A 23,661-nucleotide genomic window follows, 5' to 3' on the forward strand; every position below is an offset into this window, starting at 1 on the left:
TACAACTTAACTATTTTGAAGCGTTTATACGTAATGGTCCGGGAATCGGCAGCCCGGCTTGATTGAAGGACATTATGCATGGCTGGCATCTCAATCTATATATCTGTGCGGTCAATAACCTGATAATCAGCTTAATGATCGGCCAGACTTTTTCTTAACGCAGCAAGAAAAGCCTTATTTTCCTCCGGTGTGCCAATTGTGACGCGCAGACAATCACTTAACAAGCCACTTTGCGGCGCCAGATTTTTTATCAAAATGCCCTGTTCTTTTAATGAAGCGAAGATATTGTTCGCCTGGTTTTTCGGCGCTCTGAACAGAATGAAATTAGCCGCGCTCGGGTAGGCGATAATGCCGTCCATGCTGTTCAGTTGATCAAATACGATGGCCCGCTCAATACAGATTTGCCGGGTTTGGCTGTCAAACAACGATTTATTGGACAGGGCGAAGTCGGCGCTGATTTGCGTGAGGCTGTTGATATTATAAGGCAGACGGATTTTGTTAAGTTGTTCGATAATGGCCCGGCTACCGGCAACATAGCCCAGGCGCAGGCCGGCCAGCCCCAGTTTGGATACGGTCCGCATGACCAGGAGGTTATCGAATTGATCCAGCCGATCGATAAAGCTGGCATCGGCAAAAGGCGCGTAAGCCTCATCAATGACCACAAGTCCCTTGGCCGCTTTGATAACCGCCAGCATCGCGTCTTCGCTGAATAAGTTGCCGGTCGGATTGTTGGGATAGGCCAGAAAAATAACCGAAGGCTGATGCGCTTCAATGGCGGCCAGCATGGCCGGCACGTCCAGATCAAAACTATCGGCCCGCAAAGGAATGCCATGGTAGCTCAAGCCCAGACAGTGGCTCAGTTGTTTATACATGACGAAGCCGGGATCAGGCGCCATGACGCAGGCATTTGACGGCAGTGCCATTAACAGCAACTGAATGATTTCATCGGAGCCATTGCCCAGCAGTATGTCGAACTGGTCGGGCAGCTGATTCAGGCGTTTCAGCGTTGCCGCAAGCGTTTTGGCTTCAGGATCAGGATACCTGTTTAACGGACAGTCTTTCAACGCTTCCAGCCAGCTGGCCTTGATATCGTCGGGCCAGGTATAGGGGTTTTCCATGGCGTCGAGTTTGATCAGACCTTTGGCATCGGCCACTTTATAGGCAGACAGGGCCAGCACTTCCTGGCGAAATACGGAGGCAATCAAATCATTTTGTGACATAAATTAAGACTCAAGACAAAGGTGAAAAGTAATTGTCAAGTCGCAGGGCGAAAACTTGTCCGCCTTGCGCCTTGGGTCTTTAGTCTGATTTGATTCTGTATTCGGCGGAACGCGCATGAGCGGTCAGGCTTTCGCCTCGCGCCAATATCGATGCGGTTTTGCCCAGCATGTCCGCACCTGCCTCGGAGCAGTTGATCAGACTGGAGCGCTTCTGGAAATCGTAAACGCCTAAAGGCGATGAGAAGCGGGCGGTGCTCGATGTCGGCAAGACATGATTGGGGCCGGCGCAATAGTCGCCTAAGGCTTCGGCGGTATAGCGGCCCATAAAAATAGCGCCGGCATGACGGATGTGATCGCATAAGGCGACAGGGTCTTCAACCGACAATTCCAAATGTTCCGGTGCAATGATATTGGCTACCTCGGCGGCTTCCTTTAAATTCCCGACTTTGATTAGCGCGCCGCGAGTGGTCAGCGAGGTTCTGATGATGTCCGCCCGCTCCATTTGCGGTAATAATTTGCGGATGCTTTGCTCGACGGCAGCCAGGAAATCTGCGTCATCACTGATCAGAATGGCTTGCGCGTCTTCATCGTGCTCAGCCTGTGAGAACAGGTCCATGGCAATCCAGTCGGGATTGGTCTTGCCGTCGCAGATCACCAGAATTTCCGAAGGGCCGGCAATCATGTCGATGCCGACCTGCCCGAAAACCAGTTTTTTGGCTGTAGCGACATAGATATTGCCGGGGCCGACGATTTTGGCTACAGCCGGAACCGTTTCCGTGCCGTAAGCGAGTGCCGCGACAGCTTGTGCGCCGCCGATGGCAAAGGCGCGGTCAACGCCCGCCAGATACGCGGCCGCCAGCACCAGTTCATTGGTTTCGCCATGAGGCGTAGGCACGACCATGACTAATTCGCCGACACCGGCGACTTTTGCCGGGATCGCGTTCATGAGGACTGAAGACGGATAAGCCGCCTTGCCACCTGGTACATAAAGCCCTACGCGATCCAGCGGCGTAACTTTCTGCCCCAATAGCGTCCCGTCAGCTTCAATGTATTGCCATGATTCCATCTTTTGTTTTTCCGCGTAGGCGCGGATGCGGTCGGCCGCTGTCTGCAATGCCTTGGCCTGGTCGGCAGGCAACTTCTCCCAAGCCGATTTCAGCGTCTCCCGGGACAATTCCAGTTCGCTGGCATCGGTAATCCGACAGTGATCAAAGCGGTTGGTGTGTTCGATCACGGCCTTATCGCCGTTTTTGCGCACGTCGGCAATAATGGACAGCACGCGTTGATGAATTTCCAAATCGTCGGTTTCATCCCAGGCCAGCAGGTTTTTCAGTTGCCGGTCAAAATCAGCTGATGAGGCATCCAGTTTGGTAATGTTTAAATCGGACATAGCGTTATCTTTCCGCAAGGGTTTTTTCAAATTGATCGAGTAAAGACTGAATAGCCTGATGTTTCATCTTCATGGCCGCTTTGTTCACGACCAGGCGCGAACTGATGTTCATAATGAGATCGCGCGGTTCCAGACCGTTGGCCTTCAGGGTATTGCCGGTATCGACGAGGTCAACGATGCAATCGGCCAGGCCAACCAGGGGCGCCAGTTCCATGGAACCGTATAATTTGATGATTTCGGCCTGAATACCGCGACTGGCAAAATAGCGTTGGGCGGTTTTGACGTATTTGGTCGCCACGCGGATTCTGCCCGAGATATCCGGCGCATCCTTAGGCGCGGCGGTCATGAGCCGGCAGCAGGCGATTTTCAGGTCCAGCGGTTCGTACAGGCTTTCGGCGCCGTGTTCCAGCAACACATCCTTGCCGGCGATGCCGAGGTCGGCGGCGCCGTATTCGACAAACGTAGGCACGTCGGTCGCGCGGATGATGACCAGTTGAACGTCGTCACGGCTGGTTTGCAAAATCAGCTTGCGGCATTTTTTGGGATCGTCGATCGGTGTGATGCCTGCCTCTTCCAGCAAGGGCAGGGCTTCTTCATAAATTCGACCTTTGGATACGGCGATAGTCAGCATGGCAGATCCCTTATCTTGGTACGCGGCGTATGGTCGCGCCCAGTTGTGAGAGTTTTTCTTCGATATGGTCGTAACCGCGGTCTATATGGTAGATGCGGTCAACCAGCGTATCGCCTTCGGCGGCGAGGGCGGCGATGACCAGACTCGCGGAAGCCCTTAAATCAGTCGCCATAACTGGCGCTGCAGTCAGCTTTTTAACGCCGGTGCAGATGGCGGTGTTCGACTCCAGCTTGATATCGGCGCCCATGCGCTGCATTTCCTGGACATGCATGAACCGGTTTTCAAAAACCGTTTCGGTAATAATCCCGACACCTTCCGCGACAGTGTTCATGGCCGTGAACTGGGCCTGCATGTCGGTTGGAAAAGCCGGGTAGGGAGCCGTGCGCACAGAGACGGCTTTTGGCTTGTTGCCGTGCATATCGAGTTGAATCCAGTTTTCGCCGGTTGTGATGTCGGCGCCCGCTTCGGTCAATTTTGCCAGAACGGCATCCAGCAGATCCGGTCGCGTATTCTTCAGCTTGACTTTCCCGCCGGTGATGGCGGCGGCGACGAGATAGGTACCGGTTTCGATGCGGTCGGGCAGAATATTATAGTGCAGATTTTCCACACCCAGCTTTTCAACGCCTTCAATGACCAGGACATCGGTGCCGATGCCGGAAATTTTGGCGCCCATTTTGTTCAGGAAATAAGCCAGATCGCTGACTTCCGGCTCCTTGGCGGCATTCTCGATAATCGTGGTGCCTTCGGCTAACGTGGCTGCCATGAGCAGGTTTTCGGTGCCGGTGACGGTAATCTGTTCGAGTACCAGTCGACAGCCTTTCAGGCGGTCGACTTTGGCATGGATATAGCCGCCTTCGACGGTGATATCCGCGCCCATTTTAGCCAATCCACTGAGGTGAATGTCAACTGGGCGTGTGCCTATGGCGCATCCGCCCGGCAATGAGACATGCGCCTCGCCATGCCGGGCCAGCAGGGGGCCCAGCACCAGGATCGAGGCGCGCATGGTTCTGACAAGTTCGTACGGCGCTTCGAAACTGGTGATCGAGTTTGTGTCGACCTCGATGTTCATTTTTTCGTCAACGATGAGATGAACACCCATGCGGCCCAGTAATTCCATCGTGGTCGTGATGTCGTGCAGATGCGGTATGTTGCCGACGCTCACGGGCGTTTCCGAGAGCAGCGTTGCAGCCAGGATGGGTAAGGCGGCGTTCTTGGCGCCGGAGATACGCAGATCTCCTGAAAGTCTTTTGCCGCCGGTAATGATTAATTTATCCATACAGAATGTCTTGGGTTATCTTGGTAAATGCTAAAGATCAGTAAACTCTGGCGAATCTGGCTGACTTGTAAAATGGCTCGTCTTATCGAAGCCGCTCAGTCTGGCAAGGTTGAGCAGTTGCTCGGGAATGTTTTTAAAGCGCAACTGGATTTTATGATCGCGCGTATATTTTATCCATTCGATCATGAGCGCAAGCCCTGCGCTGTCTGTAGATGAGACTCGACTAAGATCGATGGTGATGTGTTTGGCCGTCTTCAGGAAAGTAAATGATTTTACTGTCTGCTTGTCTATCGTTGAAAAGGTCAAATCACCATCGATAATAAAATGCCCCGCTCCCTGATCGATAATGTTCAGCTGAGTCACTTTTTTGTTTCCGCTTTTTCTTCGGCCGACTTAAACAGGAACTGGCCGATCACTTTCTCCAGGATGATGGCGGACTGCGTGATTTCAATTGCGCTGCCGTTTTTCAGATAATCTTCCGAGCCGCCCGGCACCAGATTGACGTATTGTTCGCCTAACAGGCCGGCGGTAAAAATGCTGGCGCTCGTATCATCCGGTATGGTGGTGTACTTTGCGTTGATATGCATTTCAACGACAGATTCGTAAGTGGTTGGATCGAAATTGATGGCGCTGACTTGCCCTATTTTAACGCCGGCCGCGGAAACCGCCGATTTAACCTTCAGTCCGCCGGAGTTCTCGAAACGGGCAGTCACAGTATAAGTGTCTTCTTTAATAAAAGAGCTTAAATTACTGACTTGCAAAGCAAGAAAGAGCAGGCCAACGATGCCTGAGGCGACAAAAAGCCCGACAAGCGTGTCCTGGGTACTGGTGTGCTGCATGTTAATTATCTCCGAACATGAGTGCGGTCAGAATGAAATCAAGACCTAAAATACTAAAAGCTGAATTGACGACGGTGCGCGTAGTGGCGCGGCTGACTCCTTCGGAAGTCGGGATGGTGTCATAGCCTTCAAACAGCGCTATCCAGGTCGCTACAAAACCAAAAACAATGCTCTTGATGACGCCATTGACAATATCATCATGAAAATCCATGCTGGCCTGCATCTGTGACCAGTAAGCGCCTTCGTCCACACCTAGCAGGCCGACGCCGACCATGAGCCCGCCCAGAATGCCGATCATGCTGAATAATGCCGCCAGCAAAGGCATGGATAAGAAGCCGGCCAAAAAGCGCGGAGAAATAATACGTTTAATCGGATCAACGGCCATCATTTCCATGCCGGAAAGCTGTTCTGTCGCTTTCATCAGTCCGATTTCAGCCGTTAAAGCGGACCCGGCCCGGCCGGCGAACAACAAAGCCGTCACGACAGGACCCAACTCCCTGACCAGCGACGCCGCAACCATGACGCCGAGTGTTTCTTCGGCGCCAAAATCAGACAGAATATAATAGCCCTGCAGACCCAGCACCATGCCGACAAAAAGCCCTGAAATGGTGATAATCAGAAAGGACAGGACGCCAACAGAATACATCTGATTAAGAATCAGTCTGGGTCTGGGCAGAATGCTGCCAAGGCCTGCAAGCGTATGGAGCAGGAAGAATGTGCCGCGTCCCAGTTTGGTAAAACTGGCGCGCGTCGTTCTGCCTAGATATTGTAGCAATTGCATCATGTTTTTATAGCTGTCCGTAACGCTTTGATACCCGGCCAGAACGTTTTTTAGATAATAGAAGGTCGTCAACGTAGTCTGTTGCAGGATAATGAAAATGCACCGGGCCGTCCGCTGCTCCGGTCATGAATTGTTGAACCCATTCCGATTTCGATTGCTGAATTTCCTTCGGTGTGCCCTCGCCGATGATTTTTCCTTCCGACAGCACATAAATATAGTCGGCGATCGCCGCTGTTTCATGGACGTCGTGCGAGACGATAATGCTGGTCAGGCCCAGGGTGTTATTTAACGATTTGATCAAATGCACCAGCGCGCCCATGGAAATGGGATCCTGGCCCGTAAAGGGCTCGTCATACATGATCATCATAGGATCCAGTGCGATCGCACGGGCTAAGGCGATGCGCCTGGCCATGCCTCCGGACAGTTCGTTAGGCATCATATTGCGCGCGCCTCTCAGTCCTACGGCTTGCAGTTTCATCAGCACCAGCGTGCGGATCATGGATTCGGGCAGATGAGTATGTTCGCGTAACGGAAAAGCCACATTATCATAGACGTTCATATCCGTTAATAAGGCCCCGCTTTGAAAAAGCATGCCCATGCGTTTGCGCAAATTGTACAATTCCGACCGGCGCAAGCGGTGGACATTCTGTCCGTCTACCGTTACAGAGCCTTGGGATGGAAACAGCTGGCCGCCGATCAACTTCAACAGCGTGGTTTTACCCGTGCCGCTGGGGCCCATGATGGCGGTAATTTTGCCGCGTTCGAATTCCAGCGAAATATCGTCAAATATTTTCTTATTGCCCCGGGAAAACGACAAATTATGAACAGAAACTAAGCTGTTTTGAGAGGAAACGCTGTTATCCATGCGTGGTTAAGACATATATTTCGGAATCTAAACCCGCTATTTTCTATGACTAGTCCCTGCTAAGTCAATATACGGTTGTTTGAGAAAGAAAAAGTAACGCTTTGCATCTTCAAAACGTCATAGAGACATGTATGGATGGCTGCTCCAGGAAGACTGGGCAGTAAACGACAAAACCAAGACTTATGAGAGTATTTTAATAGAAGTTCCCATAGTACATGAATGGAATAAACATGGCATAATAAGCAATTTTGAGCTGGCAACCCATGGTTATCAATTTTATTGCTTTGTTAGCGGGATTGGCTGTTTTAGTCTATTCAGCGGATAAGTTCGTTATGGGAACGGCCTCTATTGCCAGAAATTATGGCGTTTCTCCATTGCTCATTGGTTTGACGATAGTCAGCGTGGGAACATCCGCGCCGGAAATTCTGGTATCAGCCATCGCCTCCTGGCAGGGGAATGCCGGTCTCGCTATAGGCAACGCGCTGGGCTCCAATATAGCCAATATCGGCTTGATTCTGGGGGTTACGGCGCTGGTGGCGCCTTTGGCGTTTCATTACCGTATTTTAAGAAGAGAGTTGCCGGTTTTGATGGCCATCAGTATCGGCAGCTACCTGCTGTCTCTTGACGGGTGGGATTTCTTTGACGGCGCTTTGATGCTGGCAGGTTTGATCACATTTACGGGCTGGCTGATTCGTGCGGCGGCCAATGAAAAGCAACGCGATCCTTTAGGCGAGGAGATGGTGGTCGAGTTACCCGGGAATCTGCCCAACAAAGAAGCGTGGCTTTATTTTGGGTTTGGATTGATCGGACTATTGCTGAGTTCCCGCGTATTGGTGATGTCGGCGGTCAATATCGCCCAGTTTTTTAGTGTCAGTGATGTGGTGATTGGCCTGACGATTGTCGCTGTAGGCACGAGCCTGCCGGAATTGGCCGCCTCAGTCGGCAGTGTTCTGAAAAATGAAGATGATCTGGCGGTCGGGAACGTCGTCGGCTCGAATATTTATAATTTGTTGGCTGTTTATTCAATGCCGGGCGTGCTGGCACCAGGGCCTGTTGCCGAAAGTGTCCTGGCACGCGATTTTCCGGTCATGCTGGCTTTTACCGGCATATTGTTTATTTTGGGTTATGGTATATCGAAAGCCGGGTACATCAGTCGTTGGGAAGGATTCGGCTTGGTGTCGGCTTATACTGTTTATGGATGGTTCCTCTATCAAAGCGCGGTTGTCGCTTGATTTTTCCGGCAGAACATGAAAATACACGATCATAAGCTCCGTGAACTGGCTCTGGCTGTCATCCAGGTAGAACATCGCGCGATTGCCGCATTGGTTGATCAGATCAATGACGATTTTGTTGCTGCCTGCAAGTTGATGTTTAACTGTACCGGCCGCGTTGTAGTCACGGGGATGGGCAAATCAGGGCATATTGCCGGCAAAATTGCCGCCACGTTGGCAAGCACCGGAACGCCCGCCTTCTTTGTGCATCCGGGGGAAGCCAGTCATGGTGATCTGGGGATGATCACTCGGCAGGACGTCGTGCTGGCCTTGTCAAATTCCGGAGAGACCGGCGAAGTTTTGACTATTTTGCCGATCATCAAGCGACTGGGTGTGCCTTTAATCGCGATGACCGGAAATCCTGCTTCCACGATGGCTAAATTCGCCACGACACATATTCATGTAGGGGTTGAGCAGGAAGCTTGCCCGCTGGGCCTGGCTCCGACCTCCAGTACAACCGCGGCGCTGGTGATGGGCGATGCTTTGGCTGTATCATTACTCGAAGCGCGTGGCTTTACACGCGATGATTTTGCCTTGTCGCACCCCGGCGGAAGTTTGGGAAAACGGCTGTTATTGATGGTGAGCGATATCATGCACGCTGGCAATAAAGTGCCGTCAGTGCCGGAGACGGCGCTGATCAGTGAGGCCTTGCTGGAAATGACCGAAAAAAAACTGGGCATGACCGCCGTTGTCGATGCGTACAATCGGGTGGTCGGGATTTTTACCGATGGCGATTTACGGCGCATGCTGGGGCGGAATCTGGATATTCATCATACCGCCATTACCGAAGTCATGACGCCGCATTGTGCCGTTATTCCGGCCGATATTCTCGCTGCGGAGGCCATGCGCATCATGGAACAGAAAAAAATTAATGCGCTGATTGTCGTCGATGGGCAGCGGCGTGCGATAGGGGCTTTGAATATGCATGATTTGATCCATGCGGGAATAGTTTGATGACAAAAACAGGCCAAATGCAGGCCGTGCTGGAAAAGGCCAAAAAACTGAAACTCCTGATTCTGGATGTGGATGGCGTCTTAACCGACGGCAAGCTTTTTTTTGATAATGACGGTAACGAATACAAAGCCTTTCATTCCCGCGATGGGCACGGCATCAAGCTGTTGCGGCAAACTGGCGTGGAAGTCGCTGTTATTTCAGGGCGTAAATCAAGCTCGGTAGCGCTGCGCATGAAAAATCTGGGCATTGAATATGTCTATCAAGGCCATGAAAACAAAATTGCCGCGTTTAATGAAATTATCGGGAAGCTGCGGATAACGCCGGATCAGGCGGCCCATGTTGGCGATGACTTGCTGGATCTGCCGATCATGACCCGAGTCGGCCTTGCAATCGCGGTTGACGACGCGAATTTTGCTGTCAAACAGCGAGCCGACTGGTGTACAACGTTGCCCGGCGGGCATGGTGCTGTCAGGGAAGTCTGCGATCTGATCATGCAGGCCCAGGGGCATTTTGATGACGTTGTGAATGCTTATCTGAAATGATCAGCTTGAGCGGAAAATATATTTATCTGTATGCGGCCATTATTGCGGTAATGAGCTGGTGGCTGGTTAAATTGACTGGTCTGGATGAGTTGCGCGCACCGGTTCCACCCCACAGTCCCGATTATTTCAGCACAGGCTATATAAAGTGGGAAATGGATGAAGCAGGCAAGTTAAAAAATAGATTGCTGGCCGATAAAATGACGCACTACAACGATGACAATAGAACGCATTTGAAAAAGCCCGTGATGTTTTTCTATAACCAGAAAACGCCGCCCTGGGTCGTTAAATCGGAAATCGGCGTTTTATCGCCCAATGGTACTGATTTGCTGCTGATGGGGAAGGTCAATGTCGAAAGAGCCAAAGGCGAGGGCGTCAATCAGCTTATAATCAACACCTCTAATGTCAGGGTCAAACCGAAAACCAGTTATGCGGAAACCGATGAATGGGCAGAGCTGATAAGCCCTCCCAATGTAACTACGGGCACCGGCATGGAACTTGTTTTTTCCAACCCGATTAATATTAAATTGCTCGCTAATGTGCGAGGAAAGTATGAGACGAAATAAAAAACCGGCATTTCTTTGCTTTGTATTGCTATCAGGATTATTCAGTTCCACGTCCATGGCGCTAGAAAGTGATTCCGAGCAACCAATCACAATAGACTCCAATACGGCGACTTATGACGATAGTAAAGCTATAAGTACTTATACCGGTAATGTGATCTCCATTCAGGGCAGTATTAAGGTCAATTCCGATAAGCTGGTGGTTTATTTTGTTGATGGCGATGCGGAGAAGTTGGTATTTACAGGCAATAAGGCAAAGTTCAGGCAAAAGCCCAGCGAGGGCGAAGAAGACATCACCGGTGAAGCATTGACCGGTGAGTATTACCCCAAAAAGAACCTGCTGATCCTGATCGATGACGCAACGGTCTGGCAAGGCAATGCCACTTATTCCAGTAAATTGATCGAATACGACAGTAAAAACTCGGTCGTCAGGGCCGGAGAAAAATCCTCCGATTCAAAGCGCGTGCGCGTCATACTGAAACCGAAATCCAAAGAAGCTAAGTAAAAATGGCTAAACTAGCAGCAAAACAGCTGATTAAAAATTACAACAAGCGTAATGTAGTTAACGGTGTGTCATTGCATGTCAATACCGGCGAAGTGGTCGGTTTGTTGGGCCCTAACGGAGCCGGTAAAACGACCAGTTTTTATATGATGGTGGGCCTGATTAAGGCCGACGAAGGCCAGATTACACTGGACTCGCACGACTTAACCTATCATCCCATGCATTTAAGGGCGCAAATGGGGATCGGTTATTTGCCGCAGGAACCCTCGGTGTTCCGCAAACTGAGCGTGGCGGATAATTTGCGCGCGGTGCTACAAATCCGTTCCGATTTAACCAAGGGACAGGCCGAACTGGTAATAGAAGAACTGTTGCAGGAGTTTCATATCCTGCATCTGCGCGACCAGATTGCCGTAGGGCTGTCCGGCGGAGAGCGTCGACGCGTTGAAATTGCCAGGGCACTGGCCACCAACCCTCAATTCATATTGCTGGATGAGCCTTTCGCCGGCGTTGATCCGATCTCGGTAGAAGATATCAGAAAAATTATAGAACATTTAAAATATCGTGGCATCGGCGTATTGATTACCGAGCATAATGTCAGAGAAACATTAAGTATTTGTGACCGAGCGTATATACTTAACGATGGCAGGGTGATTGCGGAGGGCGGAGCGGCAGCTATTGTTGCCAATCAGGAAGTGCGAAAAGTTTATTTAGGCGATAACTTTAGTCTTTAAGTTAAAATTCTTAGAAAACATTATATTCTGATGAAACAATCCTTACATCTTCGACTGGGCCAGCAACTGACTATGACGCCGCAATTGCAGCAGGCGATCAGATTGCTGCAATTGTCGACCCTGGATCTGCAGCAGGAAATACAGCAGGCGCTGGAATCCAATATAATGCTGGAGATCAGCGAGGAAGAAAACGGGGCTTCGGATGCAGAGCCTGTGCCCGAAAAGAAAATTGATAATTCGGATTTACAAACCAGCGAAGGCTCGCAAACCGACATTCCGGATGAATTGCCGATAGATTCTTCCTGGGATGACATTTATGACACTGTAATGGCCTCGGGCACCGGCTCCGCTGATGATTCCGTTGAATTTGAAACGCAGCGCAGCAAGTCTTCAACCTTGTTGGATCATTTATTATGGCAATTGGAGCTGACCCGTTTTTCCGAGCGCGATCACGCCATCGCCATGGCTATTATCGATGCGGTGAATGAGGACGGCTATCTGAGAACCAGCCCGGATGATATCTTTCAAGGGCTGCAGGCGCAGTTGGAGGATCTGGACTTTGATGAAGTTGAAGCGGTGTTGCATCGCGTGCAGAATTTTGATCCGGCAGGCGTTGCGGCAGTTGATTTAAGTGATTGCCTGAGAATACAACTGCAACAGTTGCCGGATTCAATGCCTTTTAAGGAAGAGGCGCTGGTTCTCGTTACCCGGCACCTGGATTTATTGGCGGCGCATGACCAGTCAAAGCTGATGCGCCGATTGGGTGTTAACGAGCGGCAATTGGAGGCGATCATTGCATTGATCCGGACATTGGATCCCAAGCCCGGTGCGTGCATACAGGAGGCCGATTCCGAATATGTAATCCCTGACGTCTATGTGACTAAACATGAGGGCATATGGCAAGTACACCTTAATCCGGATATTGCCCCCAGGCTGCGCATAAATCCTTTTTATTCCGCACTGATCAAAAGATCTGATAACAGTAAAGATAATACGGCCATGAAGGATCACTTGCAGGAGGCCAGATGGTTTATTAAGAGCCTGCATAGCCGTAACGATACCTTGTTGCGAGTGGCGCGCTGTATCGTGGAAAAGCAGCCGGCGTTTCTTGAGCATGGCCCTATAGCGATGAAGCCCATGGTGCTCCGGGATATTGCCGAGGAACTGGAATTGCATGAGTCAACCATATCCCGCGTAACTACGCAGAAATATATGCATACGCCGAATGGTATCGTCGAATTCAAATACTTCTTTTCCAGTCATGTATCGACGGAAAACGGTGGAGAATGTTCAGCGACAGCTATCAGAGCATTTATTAAAGAATTAATCGGAAATGAAAATCCCGCAAGACCGCTAAGCGACAGTAAAATATCCGATTTATTAAAAGAAAAAGGCATCAATGTAGCGAGAAGGACAGTTGCGAAGTATCGTGAAGCGATGTTTATTTCACCATCCAGTCAGAGAAAGCGCATCTTATAGCGCTGACTGATAACAACAAAAAATCATCCACCCTTAGGAGTTTATTCCATGCAAGTTAATGTAACAGGTCATCATCTTGAAATAACTGATGCGCTAAAAGCGCATGTTGACAGCAAATTTGAAAAGCTGGCTCGTCATTTTGATCATGTGACTGATGTACATGTTATTTTGAGTGTTGAAAAATTAGCCCAAAAAGCTGAAGCCACTTTGCAGCTGAGCGGTGCTAAATTATTTGCCGAAGATGAACAGGAAGATATGTACGTAGCCATTGATAATATGGTTGATAAATTGGATCGCCAAATTATCAAGCATAAAGAAAAAATCGGAAGCCATAGATAAGGTGTAGGCGCAAGGTTAAAATAAGCTTTTAATCTTGCGCCCAATTATTATGAAGCTAATAATCGTCAGCGGCCTCTCCGGTTCCGGTAAAAGTATCGCGCTAGAAACGCTAGAGGATTGTGGTTATTTTTGTATTGATAATCTGCCGGTCACATTGCTGGAAGACTTTATCAACCACGTCATGCTGGCCGATAAAAAAACTTATAACAAGACCGCGATTGGCATTGATGCCAGGAACCAGAGCGAAAGCCTGCTCAGTTTTTCCGAGTGCCTGGATTTGATTCGCAGCAAAGGGATAGACTGCGAGATTATATTCATGCAGGCCGAAGAATCGACATTATTGAAGCGTTATAGCGAAACTCGCCGGCGCCATCCATTGACGGATTTTAATATACCGTTAAAAGAAGCGCTGAAAATTGAAAGAGAAATGCTGACCCCGATTGCCAGGCATGCCAATGTCGTTATCGATACCAGCCGAACGCATTACCATCAGTTGCGGGAGCTGATCAAGGAACAGATAGGCGAAAGGAACGCTCGGCATATTGCCTTACAGTTTCAGTCGTTTGGCTTTAAGCATGGCGTGCCGTTGGATGCTGATTTTGTATTTGATGCCCGCTCTCTGCCAAACCCTCACTGGATTCCGGAATTGCGCGGTTTAACCGGAAAGGATCAGCCGGTCGCTGATTTTCTTAAAAGCGAGTCTTTAGTGGCTGAGTTTTTTCAGGATATTACCGATTTTCTTCTGCGCTGGATACCTCGTTTTGAGGCCGAAGGGCGGAGTTACTTGACCGTCGCGATAGGATGCACAGGCGGGCAGCATCGATCGGTTTATCTGGTTGATTCATTAGCCCAGCATTTTAAGAATTCTTCTATGAACGTCATTGTTCGTCATAGAGAATTACATTAGTCTCTTTCCGCATTTATCAACTGGAACTGGCACGGCAATGATCTGTTGTGTTGGTTTTTATGGATATTTCTTCTATGTCAGCTACTGCAAAACAAGACAATAACGAGCTTCTTCTTAAGCGCATGACAGAGCTGCTGAGCACAGGCTCGCTGAACGAAGTCAGACAGTTTATTCAAGAGTTATATCCTGCAGAAATAGCGCTTTTAATTGAATCGCTGGCGCCTGAAGATAGAAAAATAATCTGGAAGCTGATTCCGCCGACTACTGTTGGAGAGATTCTGGTCGATCTGCATGTCGAAGTGGCGAGTGGACTCATAGAAATTACTGACTGGAAAGATCTGGCTACCGCCTTGGAAAGTCTGGAATCGGATGATCTGATCGATTTGTTGCACACACTCCCCGAGCCGCTGCTCTCCAAAGTAACGGAATCGATCGGCATACAGGAAAGGCGCCGCCTGGAATCGGCTTTATCATACGATGACAATACAGCGGGCGGTTTAATGAGCCTTGATGTATTAACCGTGCGCGCCGATGTGTCACTGGATGTTGTGCTGCGTTATTTAAGAAAGCGCGGGTCCATGCCCAGAGCGACGGACAATCTGATCGTTGTCGATCGAAATGATCATTTTCAGGGCGTTTTGCCTTTAGCGGTATTATTGACTAAAAATCCTCATGCCATGGTATCGGAAGTGATGGATTTCAGTATGAGCGGCATTCCCTATCAGATGCCGGCCGGAGAAGTCGCTTTATTATTTGAACAGCGCGATATGATTTCCGCGCCGGTCGTTGCGGAAGACGGCAAGGTGTTGGGAAGAATCACGGTCGATGATATCGTCGATGTCATTCGCGAGGAAGCGGACCACTCACTGATGAGCATGGCCGGCCTGGATGAAGAACAGGATATGTTTTCTCCGGTTGTGACAAGTGCAAAGCGGCGTGCAGTCTGGTTAGGCATTAACCTGCTGACGGCTTTCCTGGCGTCCTGGGTTATCGGTTTATTTGAAGCAACCTTAGACCGAATTGTCGCGTTGGCGGTATTGATGCCTATCGTCGCCAGTATGGGGGGTATAGCCGGAAGTCAGACGCTAACGCTGGTTATACGTGGTTTGGCGTTGCGGCAGATCAGCAGTACCAATGCGATAAGGTTGTTTAAAAAAGAAATCGCTGTCGGTGTTGTGAACGGTGCCTTATGGGCGACTGTAGTTGCATGTATTGCGGGAATTTGGTTCCAAAGCGCCGGTATCGGGTTATTATTAGGCTGCGCCATGCTTATTAATTTTGCCTGCGCCGCATTTGCCGGTGCGAGCATTCCGCTGATGCTGCAAAAGATGGGAATAGATCCAGCCTTGGCAGGCGGTGTGTTGTTAACCACGGTGACTGATGTTGTGGGCTTTATGGCCTTCTTGGGATTGGCTACCTTTTTTCTGATGTAGAGTCACTGTAAGGCTAAAGCAGCAAGTTTCTCAACTTTAGCCTTTGGCCTCACTTTATTTCAATGATAAAGTTTCAGCCCGACCGTTGATTTCGATGGATAGTTTGCCTTCTTTAGCCAACCAGCCAATGGCCCGTTGAATATCATTTTTATTGAGCCCTGTTTCAGAGGTCACTTTAGATACGCTAGCGGGCCCATTCTTATCCAAATAATGCCAGATTTTACCCGCGGCCTCGCCGATTTTATTAGACATATAGATCACCTTTTATAGAATTGATTAAAAATTAAGATTTCTTAGTGTGATGATGTTCGGGCAATACAATATTTAGTTCAAGTATTTCCTGATCCTCATCCTGCTCGAAATTAATTGAAATGGCATCCTGCCCTACGTTAATGTATTTTCGTACAACTTCCAGCAACTCTTTTTGTAGCTGGGGAAGATAAGACGGCTGGTTTCGGGAGGATCGCTCATGGGCCACCAGAATTTGCAGTCTTTCTTTTGCCACCGATGCCGAACTGGCTTTAGTGATTCTAAAATAGTCGAGTAAACTCATTATTTACCCCCGAAAAACTTCCCGAAAAGACCTTTTTTCTCATCAATAAAACGATGGGGTTTCTCCTCGCCTAAATAGCGGGCAACGATATCGGCATAGGCCTGGCCGGCATCGCTTTTTTCATCCAGAATAACAGGAACACCAGAGTTTGAAGCATTCAATACCGATTTTGATTCTGGAATAACACCGAGTAAATGCAAGGATAAAATTTCCTGCACGTCTTTTACGCTCAGCATTTCCCCTAATTTTACGCGATCCGGCGAGTAACGGGACAGCAGCAGGTATTCCTTGATGGGCTCTTCGTTTTGTTCGGCACGACGTGATTTGCTCGCCAACAGGCCTAGCATGCGGTCTGAGTCTCTAACCGAGGACACTTCCGGATTGGTTACGACAAAAGCATCATCAGCAAAATACATCGCTAAATGAGCGCCTTTTTCAATGCCGGCAGGGGAATCGCACACGATGTATTGAAAATCTTTGGATAATTCTTCCAAAATCTTACCTACGCCTTCGATACTTAAGGCATCTTTGTCGCGCGTCTGGGAGGCAGGCAGAACGTAAAGCTGATCGCAATGTTTGTCGCGAATCAACGCTTGATTAAGGTTGGCTTCGCCATTTATGACATTGATGAAATCATAGACGACCCGGCGTTCACAGCCCATGATCAAATCCAGATTCCGCAAGCCTACGTCGAAATCAATGACGGCTGTTTTATAGCCTCTTTTTGCCAGCCCCATGGAGATGGCTGCACTCGTTGTTGTTTTGCCAACACCACCTTTACCGGATGTTACGACGATGATTCTTGCCAAGGGTTGTTCCTCCAAGTTAGCGGTATTAATTTAAAGATCTTTAATGATCAAATTTTCGTTTTGTAAAAAGATCTGAACGGGTCTGTCACGGACGGATTCATTCAGATCTTCACTGATTTTGTAAGTGCCGGCAATTGAAACAAGCTCAGCCTGCAGATCGGAACAGAAAATGCGCGCGTCCGGATTGCCCTGTACACCGGCCAGCGCCCGACCTCTTAACGTCCCGTAAATATGAATATTGCCTTCGGCTATGATTTCGGCGCCGGCGCTGACCTGGGCCAGAATGATCAAATCCCCTTCGGCATAAAGGCGCTGGCCGGAACGGATAGGCTGAGTAATAAGCGTGCTCATTACAGGCTCTGCCTTGGGGGTAGGTTCCGAAGCGATTTTTTTCGGATTCACAGTTTCTGCAGACGCGGAGGCGCTACCGCTATGAATGGAATGGACCGGAATGCCCAGCGCTATGGCCTGCTGATTCTGCTGTGTGGTGCCGCCGCGTATGCCGATCGGCAGCAAATTCAGCTTGCGGATGATTTTGGTCAGTACGGCAATATCAATCTCGCGCTCCTGCTTGTTCAGTTCCTGTAAGTCAAATACCAGTGGTGAATTTTTGAAAAACTCAGGCGCTAGACGAACTTTTTCCTGGAGTTGTTGCTCGATAATTGCCGTTTCATTATCGAATAAAATCAAGACGGGTACAGAAAATGTACTGCTCTTAAATTCCAGGGCAGGCGGGAGATAAGGCGTTTGTTGAGGGTCTGTCGACATCCGTTAAATCTGGTTAGTCACTAGTTGGGAAATTCTAACACTGCTGTTGGAAAAAAGCATTTTTCTAACGCTACTAATTTTGGTATAGGAAACAGTGGAGCATTTCCGGGTGAACAGCGGCAATAATATTTTGCTCACCCGGTCATAAAGACTTTACCGGATATTGTTTTAAGGCAGCAGCATGCCTCTGATTGTAAAAAACAACAGACCGCCCAGTACGCCAGATAAAGGCACTGTAATAATCCAAGCCGCAGCAATTTTATAGATGTGCGAGCGCTTGACCAATTGTTTGCGGTAGACTTTTTTGAGGCTTTTGCGCTCTTTTTTAGTCAACGGTGATAAAGCCTTTGCCTGTTTCAGCTCTTTAAGCATCTGTCCTTTCCTTTCAATAGATGCTTTCTTGAAGTTTCTCAAGAACTCATCCACTATTTCCGGAGCATCATGCTCGTGATGGGCTTTAATTTCTTCTATTCTTTTTGCATCGCTGTGTTTTAGGTATTCACGCAGAAAACCTACGCCGAATACGGCGCCGACAGCAATGTGAGTCGAGCTGACGGGTAAGCCTAGCTGACTGGCAACGATGACCGTGAAGGCCGCCGACATGGCTATGCAAAAGGCACGCATCTTATCGAGCTCGGTAATTTCACTACCGACCGTGCGGATCAATTTAGGTCCATACAAGGCCAGGCCGATAGAAATACCGAAAGCACCCACCATCATGACCCAGACAGGAATAGATGCTTTGGATACTACGCCGCCGCTGAATATGGCATCATTAATTGCCGCCAATGGGCCTACGGCATTGGCAACGTCATTAGCGCCATGCGCAAAACTGAGCAGCGCCGCTGAAAATATGAGCGGCAATGTGAACAGTGAATTAATGCTGGCTTTAGACTGATCCATTTTTAACGCCGCCTTGCTGATCATCGGTTTGACGACCAGATAGACGGTGACAGCCAGCGCCAGTGCGATACTGCTGGCGGGTAGAAACTCGACCTTCCAGAGCTGCTTCAAGCCCTTCATGATCAGGTAAGTGGAAAAAACCCAGACCATTGCCGCAATCAGCAGAGGCACAATTTTTGCTGCTGCCTGCAGCATGTCCTCCTGGTAAGTAATCGTGCGTTTAATGAGATACAGAAAAGCCGCAGCAATGATGCCGCCCATTATCGGAGAAATAACCCAGCTTGCGGCAATTTTGCCCATTACCGACCAGTCGGCGATATCGAAGCCTCCTGCAGCAATCCCCGCGCCCAATACCGCGCCGACGATCGAGTGCGTCGTTGACACCGGTGCGTTAAAGGCGGTCGCAATATTAAGCCAGATGGCGGCGGCTAACAGAGCCCCCATCATCAGCCAGATAAATGTAGCCGTATCCTTGAGCATGGCCGGGTCGATAATGCTGTCCTTGATCGTGCTGACCACATCACCTCCGGCGATGAGCGCGCCGGAGGCTTCAAAGACGGCCGCGATGATGATTGCGCCAGTCATTGTTAAGGCTTGCGAGCCGACCGCCGGGCCGACGTTATTGGCTACATCGTTCGCACCTATGTTTAAAGCCATATAACCACCGATGAAGGCTGCGATAATCAGCAGGTAATGATGGGGCACTGGCTCGGTAGTATTGCCTACATAAAGCATGACGGCGATCATGAAGATTAGCGCAAGCCCGACCCGCATTATCTCTTTTCGAGTCGATGAGCCGGCATGCTCGATCTGGTTGATATTGGTTAAGTCCACATACTCCCCTTTTTTTAAATATAGCAATAAACAACCGCACATTTTATCCCGAGACAGAAGGGGGTGTTGATTTAATTAATGGAAAAGATAATTTTAAATTAATCTTCTTTAATAAAACCTTTTGATTTATAAGGTGTTTATGATGGCGGGTATATGGGACTGACTTGCAAAATAGACCGTTTTCCTTTAATTTAACGAGATATCCGTAAAGGCTAGGGGTGCTTCGAGATGTGTCTTGAGGCTGAGAGAAACCCTTTGAACCTGACCCCGGTTAATACCGGCGTAGGAAAGCCCACACTTCCCTGCGTCTTGTTTTATTGAATTTTGGAGATAAGCATGAGCGCTGTTCTTAAAGATCTTACGTCTGCTACCAGCAGTGTCAAAATTGATTCCTATCCGGCGTCGGAAAAAATCTATGTTCAAGGCAGTCGGCCTGATATACGCGTTCCGATGCGCAAGATTACCCTGTCCGATACGCCGGCCCAGTTTGGCGCGGAAAAAAACCCGCCATTGTATGTATATGACACCTCAGGCGTTTATACCGACCCTGCGGTTGAAGTCGATTTAAGAAAAGGCCTGAGCGCCATCCGCGCGGCCTGGATTGCAGAGCGTAATGATACCGAAGAACTGTCTGGCCCGAGCTCGGAATTCGGCCGTCAGCGCCTGGAAGATCCGGCGACCGCCGATCTGCGTTTTGAGCATATCCGCAAGCCGCGCCGCGCCAAAGCCGGCGTCAATGTCACGCAAATGCATTATGCCAGACAGGGCATTGTTACGCCGGAAATGGAATTTATCGCGATCCGCGAAAACCAGAAAATGGAAGAAATGCGCGAGTTATGGAAAAATCAGCATCCGGGCGAATCCTTCGGAGCATCGATTCCATCGGTTATTACCCCCGAGTTTGTGCGCTCCGAAGTCGCGCGCGGCCGGGCCATCATTCCGGCCAATATCAATCACCCCGAACTGGAGCCGATGATTATCGGCCGCAACTTCCTCGTTAAAATCAACGGCAATCTCGGCAATTCGGCCGTCACGTCGTCTATCGAGGAAGAAGTCGAAAAGATGCTCTGGGGCATACGCTGGGGCGGCGATACAATTATGGATTTGTCGACCGGCAAGAACATTCATGAAACGCGCGAATGGCTTTTGCGCAACTCGCCCGTGCCTATCGGCACCGTGCCCATTTATCAGGCGCTGGAAAAAGTCAACGGCAAGGCCGAGGAACTGACCTGGGAAATCTTCCGCGACACGTTGATCGAGCAAGCCGAGCAGGGCGTCGATTACTTCACGATTCATGCCGGCGTGCGCCTGCATCATGTGCCGCTGACCGCCAAAAGAATGACCGGTATCGTGTCGCGTGGCGGTTCCATCATGGCGAAATGGTGTCTGGCACATCACACGGAAAGCTTTCTGTACACGCATTTCGAAGAAATCTGCGAAATCATGAAAGCCTATGACGTATCTTTCTCATTAGGGGATGGGCTGCGTCCGGGCTCAATTTATGACGCCAATGATGCGGCGCAGTTCGGTGAACTGGAAACCTTGGGCGAGCTGACGAAAATCGCCTGGAAGCATGACGTGCAAACCATGATAGAAGGTCCGGGACATGTGCCTCTGCACATGATTAAGGTCAACATGGACAAGCAGCTCGAAGAATGCGGCGAAGCGCCTTTTTATACCTTAGGCCCTTTGACGACCGATATCGCGCCCGGTTACGACCATATCACTTCGGCTATCGGCGCCGCCAATATCGGCTGGTATGGTTGTGCGATGCTCTGTTATGTCACTCAAAAAGAGCATTTAGGGCTGCCTAATAAGCAAGACGTGCGAGAAGGCATCGTGACTTATAAAATTGCCGCGCATGCCGCCGATCTGGCCAAAGGGCATCCTGGGGCGCAGGCACGTGATAATGCCATGTCCAAGGCGCGTTTTGAATTTCGTTGGGAAGACCAGTTCAATATCGGCCTGGACCCCGAGCGGGCCCGCGAATTCCATGATGAAACCCTGCCCAAGGAATCGGCCAAAATCGCGCATTTCTGCTCGATGTGCGGTCCGCATTTCTGCTCGATGAAAATCAGCCAGGATGTGCGGGATTATGCCGCTGAAAAAGGCATCGCCGAAGAAGAGGCGCTGACAAAAGGCATGGATGAGAAATCAAAGCAGTTTGTTGAAGAAGGCGCGGCCATTTATCATAAAATTTAAAAGGCCTAAAGTAGCGCAGATCCCAGATTTATCATGAAATCTGCGCTACACTTACCCGCAGTAATCTGTAATAAAAGTTAAAGGAGTGATTATGGGGGTTCTTGAGCAATTAAGGGATCAGGTAAATCGAAAGCAAGATGATGCCCTGGATCAACAGAATATTGAACAAGAATTGGCAGCGCGCTATAAGGAATCGATCCTTCCTAAAATGCAAAGTATTTTTGTGTTCATGAAGGAAATGGTGGAGCATTTAACCTATCTTGAACAGGCTGTTTTTATTGATGACTACAGTTCCAAATATCCCCAGTTCGGCCGATTGATCCAAACCGATTACAAAATCAACACCGACGGTATTATTGGGTATGTAGATCCCAATAAGCTGATGCAGGTCAATGTCAATTTCTTTTGCCTGGGTGAAGGTGTCTTTACCTATCATCTTCAGGGAAAAAGTCTGATTGAGCAGGAGGTTGCTTTTTTAAGCGCGCACAAAGTGCCTTTTGAATGGAAATATTTTCAAGGTATCGATGTGGTACAAAATGCTAAATTTACGGTAACGCGAAAAATTCCGGTGCGGTTTAAGTTTGAAGTGGATTATGCCGCATCAAATATAAATATACTCATCAATAATCACGAAAATTTTGGCGTATATAAAAAGAGCTTCGCGCCTGAAGAAGTTGATGACGGTTTGCTGGACGAAGTTGCCCGATTCATGCTCAGAATAGACAGTGATTTCATTCGGCTTGAGATTACCAGTGAGCATAAAAGGATAATTCGCAGCAAATTGGAAGAAACACAACGAGAATATGAGGAATGGCTGAGTCTGGTTCGTCGTGATGAATTATTTGCTCAGCAAAAGCCTGATAATAATAAAACAGGAAAGCTGTTTAAAGCATTAAGCGGGTTAAGAAAAAACAAGGCATAGCCAACTTTCCTATGGCTATAATGCAAGATCCCAAGGTTACGCGGTATAAAAAGCCAGGGCGTCTTTTCCGACTCGCACAATTCTCCCATTTCAGCTCGATATCTCACCAAGCTTTGCTTTTCAGCAGCTTTACGGCAGGTTGATGATAAAGACGATCAGCAGCAACAGGCCCGTTTCAAAATCACTTTTGCCGGTTTTCAGGGCAGGCCGCTGGTCGAGTCTTGAATGTTGTCGCCCGGCATCATGGCTGCCCCGGCATTTTTAGTGTTGGCATGAGCCGATTGTGCAGCGGCTAGCGCCAGTTCACGATGATGGACTGGATCTGGCAGGCTTCGCCCATTGTGGCAAGCCTGTATCCGGACGGCTATTGGCGCTGCCAATGTCCCGATTTGCCGCCATCTTTTTCCAACAGCTGTACGGATTGGATGACCATGCCCCGATCTACAGCCTTGCACATATCGTAGATAGTCAGCAGAGCGATCTGCGTGGCGTTAAGCGCTTCCATCTCTACGCCGGTCTGGCCGTTGGTTTTTACCGTGGTCTGGCAGCGTACGCGGTTTTTGTCGGTTTCCGCAGTCAGGCTGATTTCCACGTGTGTGATGGGCAAAGGGTGGCAGAGCGGAATCAAATCGGCGGTTTTCTTGCTGGCCATGATGCCGGCAATTCTGGCAATGGTCAGCACATCGCCCTTTTTATGTCCGCCTTCGATGATCAGCTTGAGCGTCGAAGGCTGCATTTCAATATAGCCTTCGGCGACAGCTGTGCGCTGGGTTATAGCTTTGTCGCCGACATCGACCATATGGGCTTCGCCGGCCTGATTAAAATGGGTTAGTTGAGTCACAAGTCTGTAAAATTATCGCTGAAAAAATTAGACCTTCTGGCAATTGCTTAATTGCATAAATGTAATATCAGAAAGTGCAAGAGGGCGAGGCAGCTGTTTTGCCCGCGCG

At 49.3% G+C, this 23,661-nt stretch carries 27 protein-coding genes and 1 riboswitch; of the genes, 12 read left to right on the plus strand and 15 right to left on the minus strand.

What is annotated here, in order from left to right:
• Positions 1–131 precede the first annotated feature (131 nt).
• From hisC to METLU_RS0122410, 8 genes are all read right to left on the minus strand, one after another.
• On the minus strand, positions 132–1,220 hold the full coding sequence (hisC, locus tag METLU_RS0122375; RefSeq protein WP_027160140.1) for a histidinol-phosphate transaminase: 1,089 nt from the start codon (positions 1,218–1,220) through the stop codon (positions 132–134).
• Positions 1,221–1,299: 79 nt separating this feature from the next.
• Positions 1,300–2,610: a histidinol dehydrogenase gene (gene hisD, locus METLU_RS0122380; protein ID WP_027160141.1), complete on the minus strand. Its 1,311-nt coding sequence runs from the start codon at positions 2,608–2,610 to the stop codon at positions 1,300–1,302.
• Between the two features lie 4 nt (positions 2,611–2,614).
• Positions 2,615–3,241, minus strand: a complete 627-nt coding sequence (gene hisG, locus METLU_RS0122385) for an ATP phosphoribosyltransferase (protein ID WP_027160142.1) — start codon at positions 3,239–3,241, stop codon at positions 2,615–2,617.
• 10 nt (positions 3,242–3,251) lie between these two features.
• A complete protein-coding gene (gene murA / locus METLU_RS0122390; RefSeq protein ID WP_027160143.1) occupies positions 3,252–4,517 on the minus strand; it encodes a UDP-N-acetylglucosamine 1-carboxyvinyltransferase in 1,266 nt (421 codons plus the stop codon).
• Between the two features lie 30 nt (positions 4,518–4,547).
• Positions 4,548–4,880, minus strand: a complete 333-nt coding sequence (locus METLU_RS0122395; protein WP_027160144.1) for an STAS domain-containing protein — start codon at positions 4,878–4,880, stop codon at positions 4,548–4,550.
• The gene (gene mlaD / locus METLU_RS0122400; protein ID WP_027160145.1) at positions 4,877–5,356 is read right to left on the minus strand and encodes an outer membrane lipid asymmetry maintenance protein MlaD; all 480 of its coding nucleotides are present in this window, start codon (positions 5,354–5,356) and stop codon (positions 4,877–4,879) included. The genes METLU_RS0122395 and mlaD overlap by 4 nt, the downstream gene beginning before the upstream one ends.
• Position 5,357: 1 nt before the next feature.
• Positions 5,358–6,140: a lipid asymmetry maintenance ABC transporter permease subunit MlaE gene (mlaE, locus tag METLU_RS0122405; RefSeq protein ID WP_027160146.1), complete on the minus strand. Its 783-nt coding sequence runs from the start codon at positions 6,138–6,140 to the stop codon at positions 5,358–5,360.
• Positions 6,141–6,144: 4 nt separating this feature from the next.
• Entirely contained in the window at positions 6,145–7,002 is an 858-nt protein-coding gene (locus METLU_RS0122410) for an ABC transporter ATP-binding protein (protein ID WP_027160147.1), read from the minus strand.
• A gap of 263 nt (positions 7,003–7,265) precedes the next feature.
• Between METLU_RS0122410 and METLU_RS0122415 the strand changes: the two genes are divergently transcribed.
• The 10 genes from METLU_RS0122415 (at position 7,266) to mgtE (ending at position 15,720) form a co-directional block, all read left to right on the plus strand.
• Positions 7,266–8,234, plus strand: a complete 969-nt coding sequence (locus METLU_RS0122415) for a calcium/sodium antiporter (protein WP_027160148.1) — start codon at positions 7,266–7,268, stop codon at positions 8,232–8,234.
• Between the two features lie 15 nt (positions 8,235–8,249).
• A complete protein-coding gene (locus METLU_RS0122420) occupies positions 8,250–9,227 on the plus strand; it encodes a KpsF/GutQ family sugar-phosphate isomerase (RefSeq protein ID WP_027160149.1) in 978 nt (325 codons plus the stop codon).
• Complete coding sequence (gene kdsC, locus METLU_RS0122425; protein ID WP_407939102.1) at positions 9,227–9,769, plus strand: 3-deoxy-manno-octulosonate-8-phosphatase KdsC; 543 nt, start codon at positions 9,227–9,229, stop codon at positions 9,767–9,769. The genes METLU_RS0122420 and kdsC overlap by 1 nt, the downstream gene beginning before the upstream one ends.
• On the plus strand, positions 9,766–10,332 hold the full coding sequence (gene lptC, locus METLU_RS0122430) for an LPS export ABC transporter periplasmic protein LptC (protein ID WP_027160151.1): 567 nt from the start codon (positions 9,766–9,768) through the stop codon (positions 10,330–10,332). Before kdsC ends, lptC begins: the two co-directional genes overlap by 4 nt.
• Positions 10,319–10,834, plus strand: a complete 516-nt coding sequence (gene lptA / locus METLU_RS0122435) for a lipopolysaccharide transport periplasmic protein LptA (RefSeq protein WP_027160152.1) — start codon at positions 10,319–10,321, stop codon at positions 10,832–10,834. Before lptC ends, lptA begins: the two co-directional genes overlap by 14 nt.
• A 2-nt stretch (positions 10,835–10,836) precedes the next feature.
• Positions 10,837–11,562, plus strand: a complete 726-nt coding sequence (gene lptB, locus METLU_RS0122440; protein WP_027160153.1) for an LPS export ABC transporter ATP-binding protein — start codon at positions 10,837–10,839, stop codon at positions 11,560–11,562.
• Between the two features lie 30 nt (positions 11,563–11,592).
• Positions 11,593–13,041, plus strand: coding sequence for an RNA polymerase factor sigma-54 (locus METLU_RS0122445; RefSeq protein WP_027160154.1), 1,449 nt, complete (start codon positions 11,593–11,595; stop codon positions 13,039–13,041).
• Between the two features lie 48 nt (positions 13,042–13,089).
• Positions 13,090–13,380, plus strand: coding sequence for a ribosome hibernation-promoting factor, HPF/YfiA family (gene hpf / locus METLU_RS0122450; RefSeq protein ID WP_027160155.1), 291 nt, complete (start codon positions 13,090–13,092; stop codon positions 13,378–13,380).
• Positions 13,381–13,429: 49 nt separating this feature from the next.
• Complete coding sequence (gene rapZ, locus METLU_RS0122455; protein ID WP_027160156.1) at positions 13,430–14,287, plus strand: RNase adapter RapZ; 858 nt, start codon at positions 13,430–13,432, stop codon at positions 14,285–14,287.
• Between the two features lie 74 nt (positions 14,288–14,361).
• Positions 14,362–15,720: a magnesium transporter gene (gene mgtE, locus METLU_RS0122460; protein ID WP_027160157.1), complete on the plus strand. Its 1,359-nt coding sequence runs from the start codon at positions 14,362–14,364 to the stop codon at positions 15,718–15,720.
• 54 nt (positions 15,721–15,774) lie between these two features.
• Here the strand turns inward: mgtE and METLU_RS0122465 are convergent, their stop codons facing one another.
• The 5 genes from METLU_RS0122465 to METLU_RS0122485 form a co-directional block, all read right to left on the minus strand.
• Positions 15,775–15,972, minus strand: a complete 198-nt coding sequence (locus METLU_RS0122465; protein WP_027160158.1) for a winged helix-turn-helix domain-containing protein — start codon at positions 15,970–15,972, stop codon at positions 15,775–15,777.
• Positions 15,973–16,003: 31 nt separating this feature from the next.
• Positions 16,004–16,273 carry a cell division topological specificity factor MinE gene (minE, locus tag METLU_RS0122470; RefSeq protein ID WP_027160159.1) on the minus strand — a complete coding sequence of 90 codons (270 nt, stop codon included), beginning with the start codon at positions 16,271–16,273 and terminating at the stop codon, positions 16,004–16,006.
• On the minus strand, positions 16,273–17,082 hold the full coding sequence (minD, locus tag METLU_RS0122475) for a septum site-determining protein MinD (protein WP_027160160.1): 810 nt from the start codon (positions 17,080–17,082) through the stop codon (positions 16,273–16,275). Before minD ends, minE begins: the two co-directional genes overlap by 1 nt.
• Before the next feature lie 30 nt (positions 17,083–17,112).
• On the minus strand, positions 17,113–17,850 hold the full coding sequence (minC, locus tag METLU_RS0122480; RefSeq protein WP_027160161.1) for a septum site-determining protein MinC: 738 nt from the start codon (positions 17,848–17,850) through the stop codon (positions 17,113–17,115).
• Positions 17,851–18,018: 168 nt separating this feature from the next.
• Positions 18,019–19,587 carry an inorganic phosphate transporter gene (locus METLU_RS0122485; protein ID WP_027160162.1) on the minus strand — a complete coding sequence of 523 codons (1,569 nt, stop codon included), beginning with the start codon at positions 19,585–19,587 and terminating at the stop codon, positions 18,019–18,021.
• Positions 19,588–19,791: 204 nt separating this feature from the next.
• Positions 19,792–19,893, plus strand: a riboswitch (TPP riboswitch).
• 30 nt (positions 19,894–19,923) lie between these two features.
• Between METLU_RS0122485 and thiC the strand changes: the two genes are divergently transcribed.
• Both thiC and METLU_RS0122495 read left to right on the plus strand, forming a co-directional pair.
• Positions 19,924–21,789: a phosphomethylpyrimidine synthase ThiC gene (thiC, locus tag METLU_RS0122490; protein ID WP_027160163.1), complete on the plus strand. Its 1,866-nt coding sequence runs from the start codon at positions 19,924–19,926 to the stop codon at positions 21,787–21,789.
• Positions 21,790–21,880: 91 nt separating this feature from the next.
• Positions 21,881–22,711, plus strand: coding sequence for a hypothetical protein (locus METLU_RS0122495; protein ID WP_027160164.1), 831 nt, complete (start codon positions 21,881–21,883; stop codon positions 22,709–22,711).
• 197 nt (positions 22,712–22,908) lie between these two features.
• Here the strand turns inward: METLU_RS0122495 and METLU_RS28155 are convergent, their stop codons facing one another.
• Both METLU_RS28155 and moaC read right to left on the minus strand, forming a co-directional pair.
• Positions 22,909–23,091: a hypothetical protein gene (locus tag METLU_RS28155; protein ID WP_155920681.1), complete on the minus strand. Its 183-nt coding sequence runs from the start codon at positions 23,089–23,091 to the stop codon at positions 22,909–22,911.
• Positions 23,076–23,552, minus strand: a complete 477-nt coding sequence (gene moaC / locus METLU_RS0122500) for a cyclic pyranopterin monophosphate synthase MoaC (RefSeq protein ID WP_027160165.1) — start codon at positions 23,550–23,552, stop codon at positions 23,076–23,078. The genes METLU_RS28155 and moaC overlap by 16 nt, the downstream gene beginning before the upstream one ends.
• Positions 23,553–23,661: the final 109 nt, after the last annotated feature.

Origin of the sequence: Methylobacter luteus IMV-B-3098, from assembly GCF_000427625.1 — a bacterium.
GTDB lineage: Bacteria > Pseudomonadota > Gammaproteobacteria > Methylococcales > Methylomonadaceae > Methylobacter > Methylobacter luteus.

What these genes read in the sequence shown, in the direction of transcription:
- kdsC (WP_407939102.1), top strand. Translation starts at nt 9,227, where the DNA reads ATGACAAAAACAGGCCAAATGCAGGCCGTGCTGGAAAAGGCCAAAAAA.
- rapZ (WP_027160156.1), top strand. Translation starts at nt 13,430, where the DNA reads ATGAAGCTAATAATCGTCAGCGGCCTCTCCGGTTCCGGTAAAAGTATC.
- METLU_RS0122465 (WP_027160158.1), bottom strand. Translation starts at nt 15,972, where the DNA reads ATGTCTAATAAAATCGGCGAGGCCGCGGGTAAAATCTGGCATTATTTG.
- METLU_RS0122445 (WP_027160154.1), top strand. Translation starts at nt 11,593, where the DNA reads ATGAAACAATCCTTACATCTTCGACTGGGCCAGCAACTGACTATGACG.
- thiC (WP_027160163.1), top strand. Translation starts at nt 19,924, where the DNA reads ATGAGCGCTGTTCTTAAAGATCTTACGTCTGCTACCAGCAGTGTCAAA.
- lptA (WP_027160152.1), top strand. Translation starts at nt 10,319, where the DNA reads ATGAGACGAAATAAAAAACCGGCATTTCTTTGCTTTGTATTGCTATCA.
- lptC (WP_027160151.1), top strand. Translation starts at nt 9,766, where the DNA reads ATGATCAGCTTGAGCGGAAAATATATTTATCTGTATGCGGCCATTATT.
- METLU_RS0122420 (WP_027160149.1), top strand. Translation starts at nt 8,250, where the DNA reads ATGAAAATACACGATCATAAGCTCCGTGAACTGGCTCTGGCTGTCATC.
- mgtE (WP_027160157.1), top strand. Translation starts at nt 14,362, where the DNA reads ATGTCAGCTACTGCAAAACAAGACAATAACGAGCTTCTTCTTAAGCGC.
- mlaE (WP_027160146.1), bottom strand. Translation starts at nt 6,140, where the DNA reads ATGATGCAATTGCTACAATATCTAGGCAGAACGACGCGCGCCAGTTTT.
- METLU_RS0122495 (WP_027160164.1), top strand. Translation starts at nt 21,881, where the DNA reads ATGGGGGTTCTTGAGCAATTAAGGGATCAGGTAAATCGAAAGCAAGAT.
- hisC (WP_027160140.1), bottom strand. Translation starts at nt 1,220, where the DNA reads ATGTCACAAAATGATTTGATTGCCTCCGTATTTCGCCAGGAAGTGCTG.
- METLU_RS0122410 (WP_027160147.1), bottom strand. Translation starts at nt 7,002, where the DNA reads ATGGATAACAGCGTTTCCTCTCAAAACAGCTTAGTTTCTGTTCATAAT.
- hisD (WP_027160141.1), bottom strand. Translation starts at nt 2,610, where the DNA reads ATGTCCGATTTAAACATTACCAAACTGGATGCCTCATCAGCTGATTTT.
- METLU_RS0122415 (WP_027160148.1), top strand. Translation starts at nt 7,266, where the DNA reads ATGGTTATCAATTTTATTGCTTTGTTAGCGGGATTGGCTGTTTTAGTC.
- minC (WP_027160161.1), bottom strand. Translation starts at nt 17,850, where the DNA reads ATGTCGACAGACCCTCAACAAACGCCTTATCTCCCGCCTGCCCTGGAA.
- hisG (WP_027160142.1), bottom strand. Translation starts at nt 3,241, where the DNA reads ATGCTGACTATCGCCGTATCCAAAGGTCGAATTTATGAAGAAGCCCTG.
- mlaD (WP_027160145.1), bottom strand. Translation starts at nt 5,356, where the DNA reads ATGCAGCACACCAGTACCCAGGACACGCTTGTCGGGCTTTTTGTCGCC.
- minE (WP_027160159.1), bottom strand. Translation starts at nt 16,273, where the DNA reads ATGAGTTTACTCGACTATTTTAGAATCACTAAAGCCAGTTCGGCATCG.
- hpf (WP_027160155.1), top strand. Translation starts at nt 13,090, where the DNA reads ATGCAAGTTAATGTAACAGGTCATCATCTTGAAATAACTGATGCGCTA.
- lptB (WP_027160153.1), top strand. Translation starts at nt 10,837, where the DNA reads ATGGCTAAACTAGCAGCAAAACAGCTGATTAAAAATTACAACAAGCGT.
- murA (WP_027160143.1), bottom strand. Translation starts at nt 4,517, where the DNA reads ATGGATAAATTAATCATTACCGGCGGCAAAAGACTTTCAGGAGATCTG.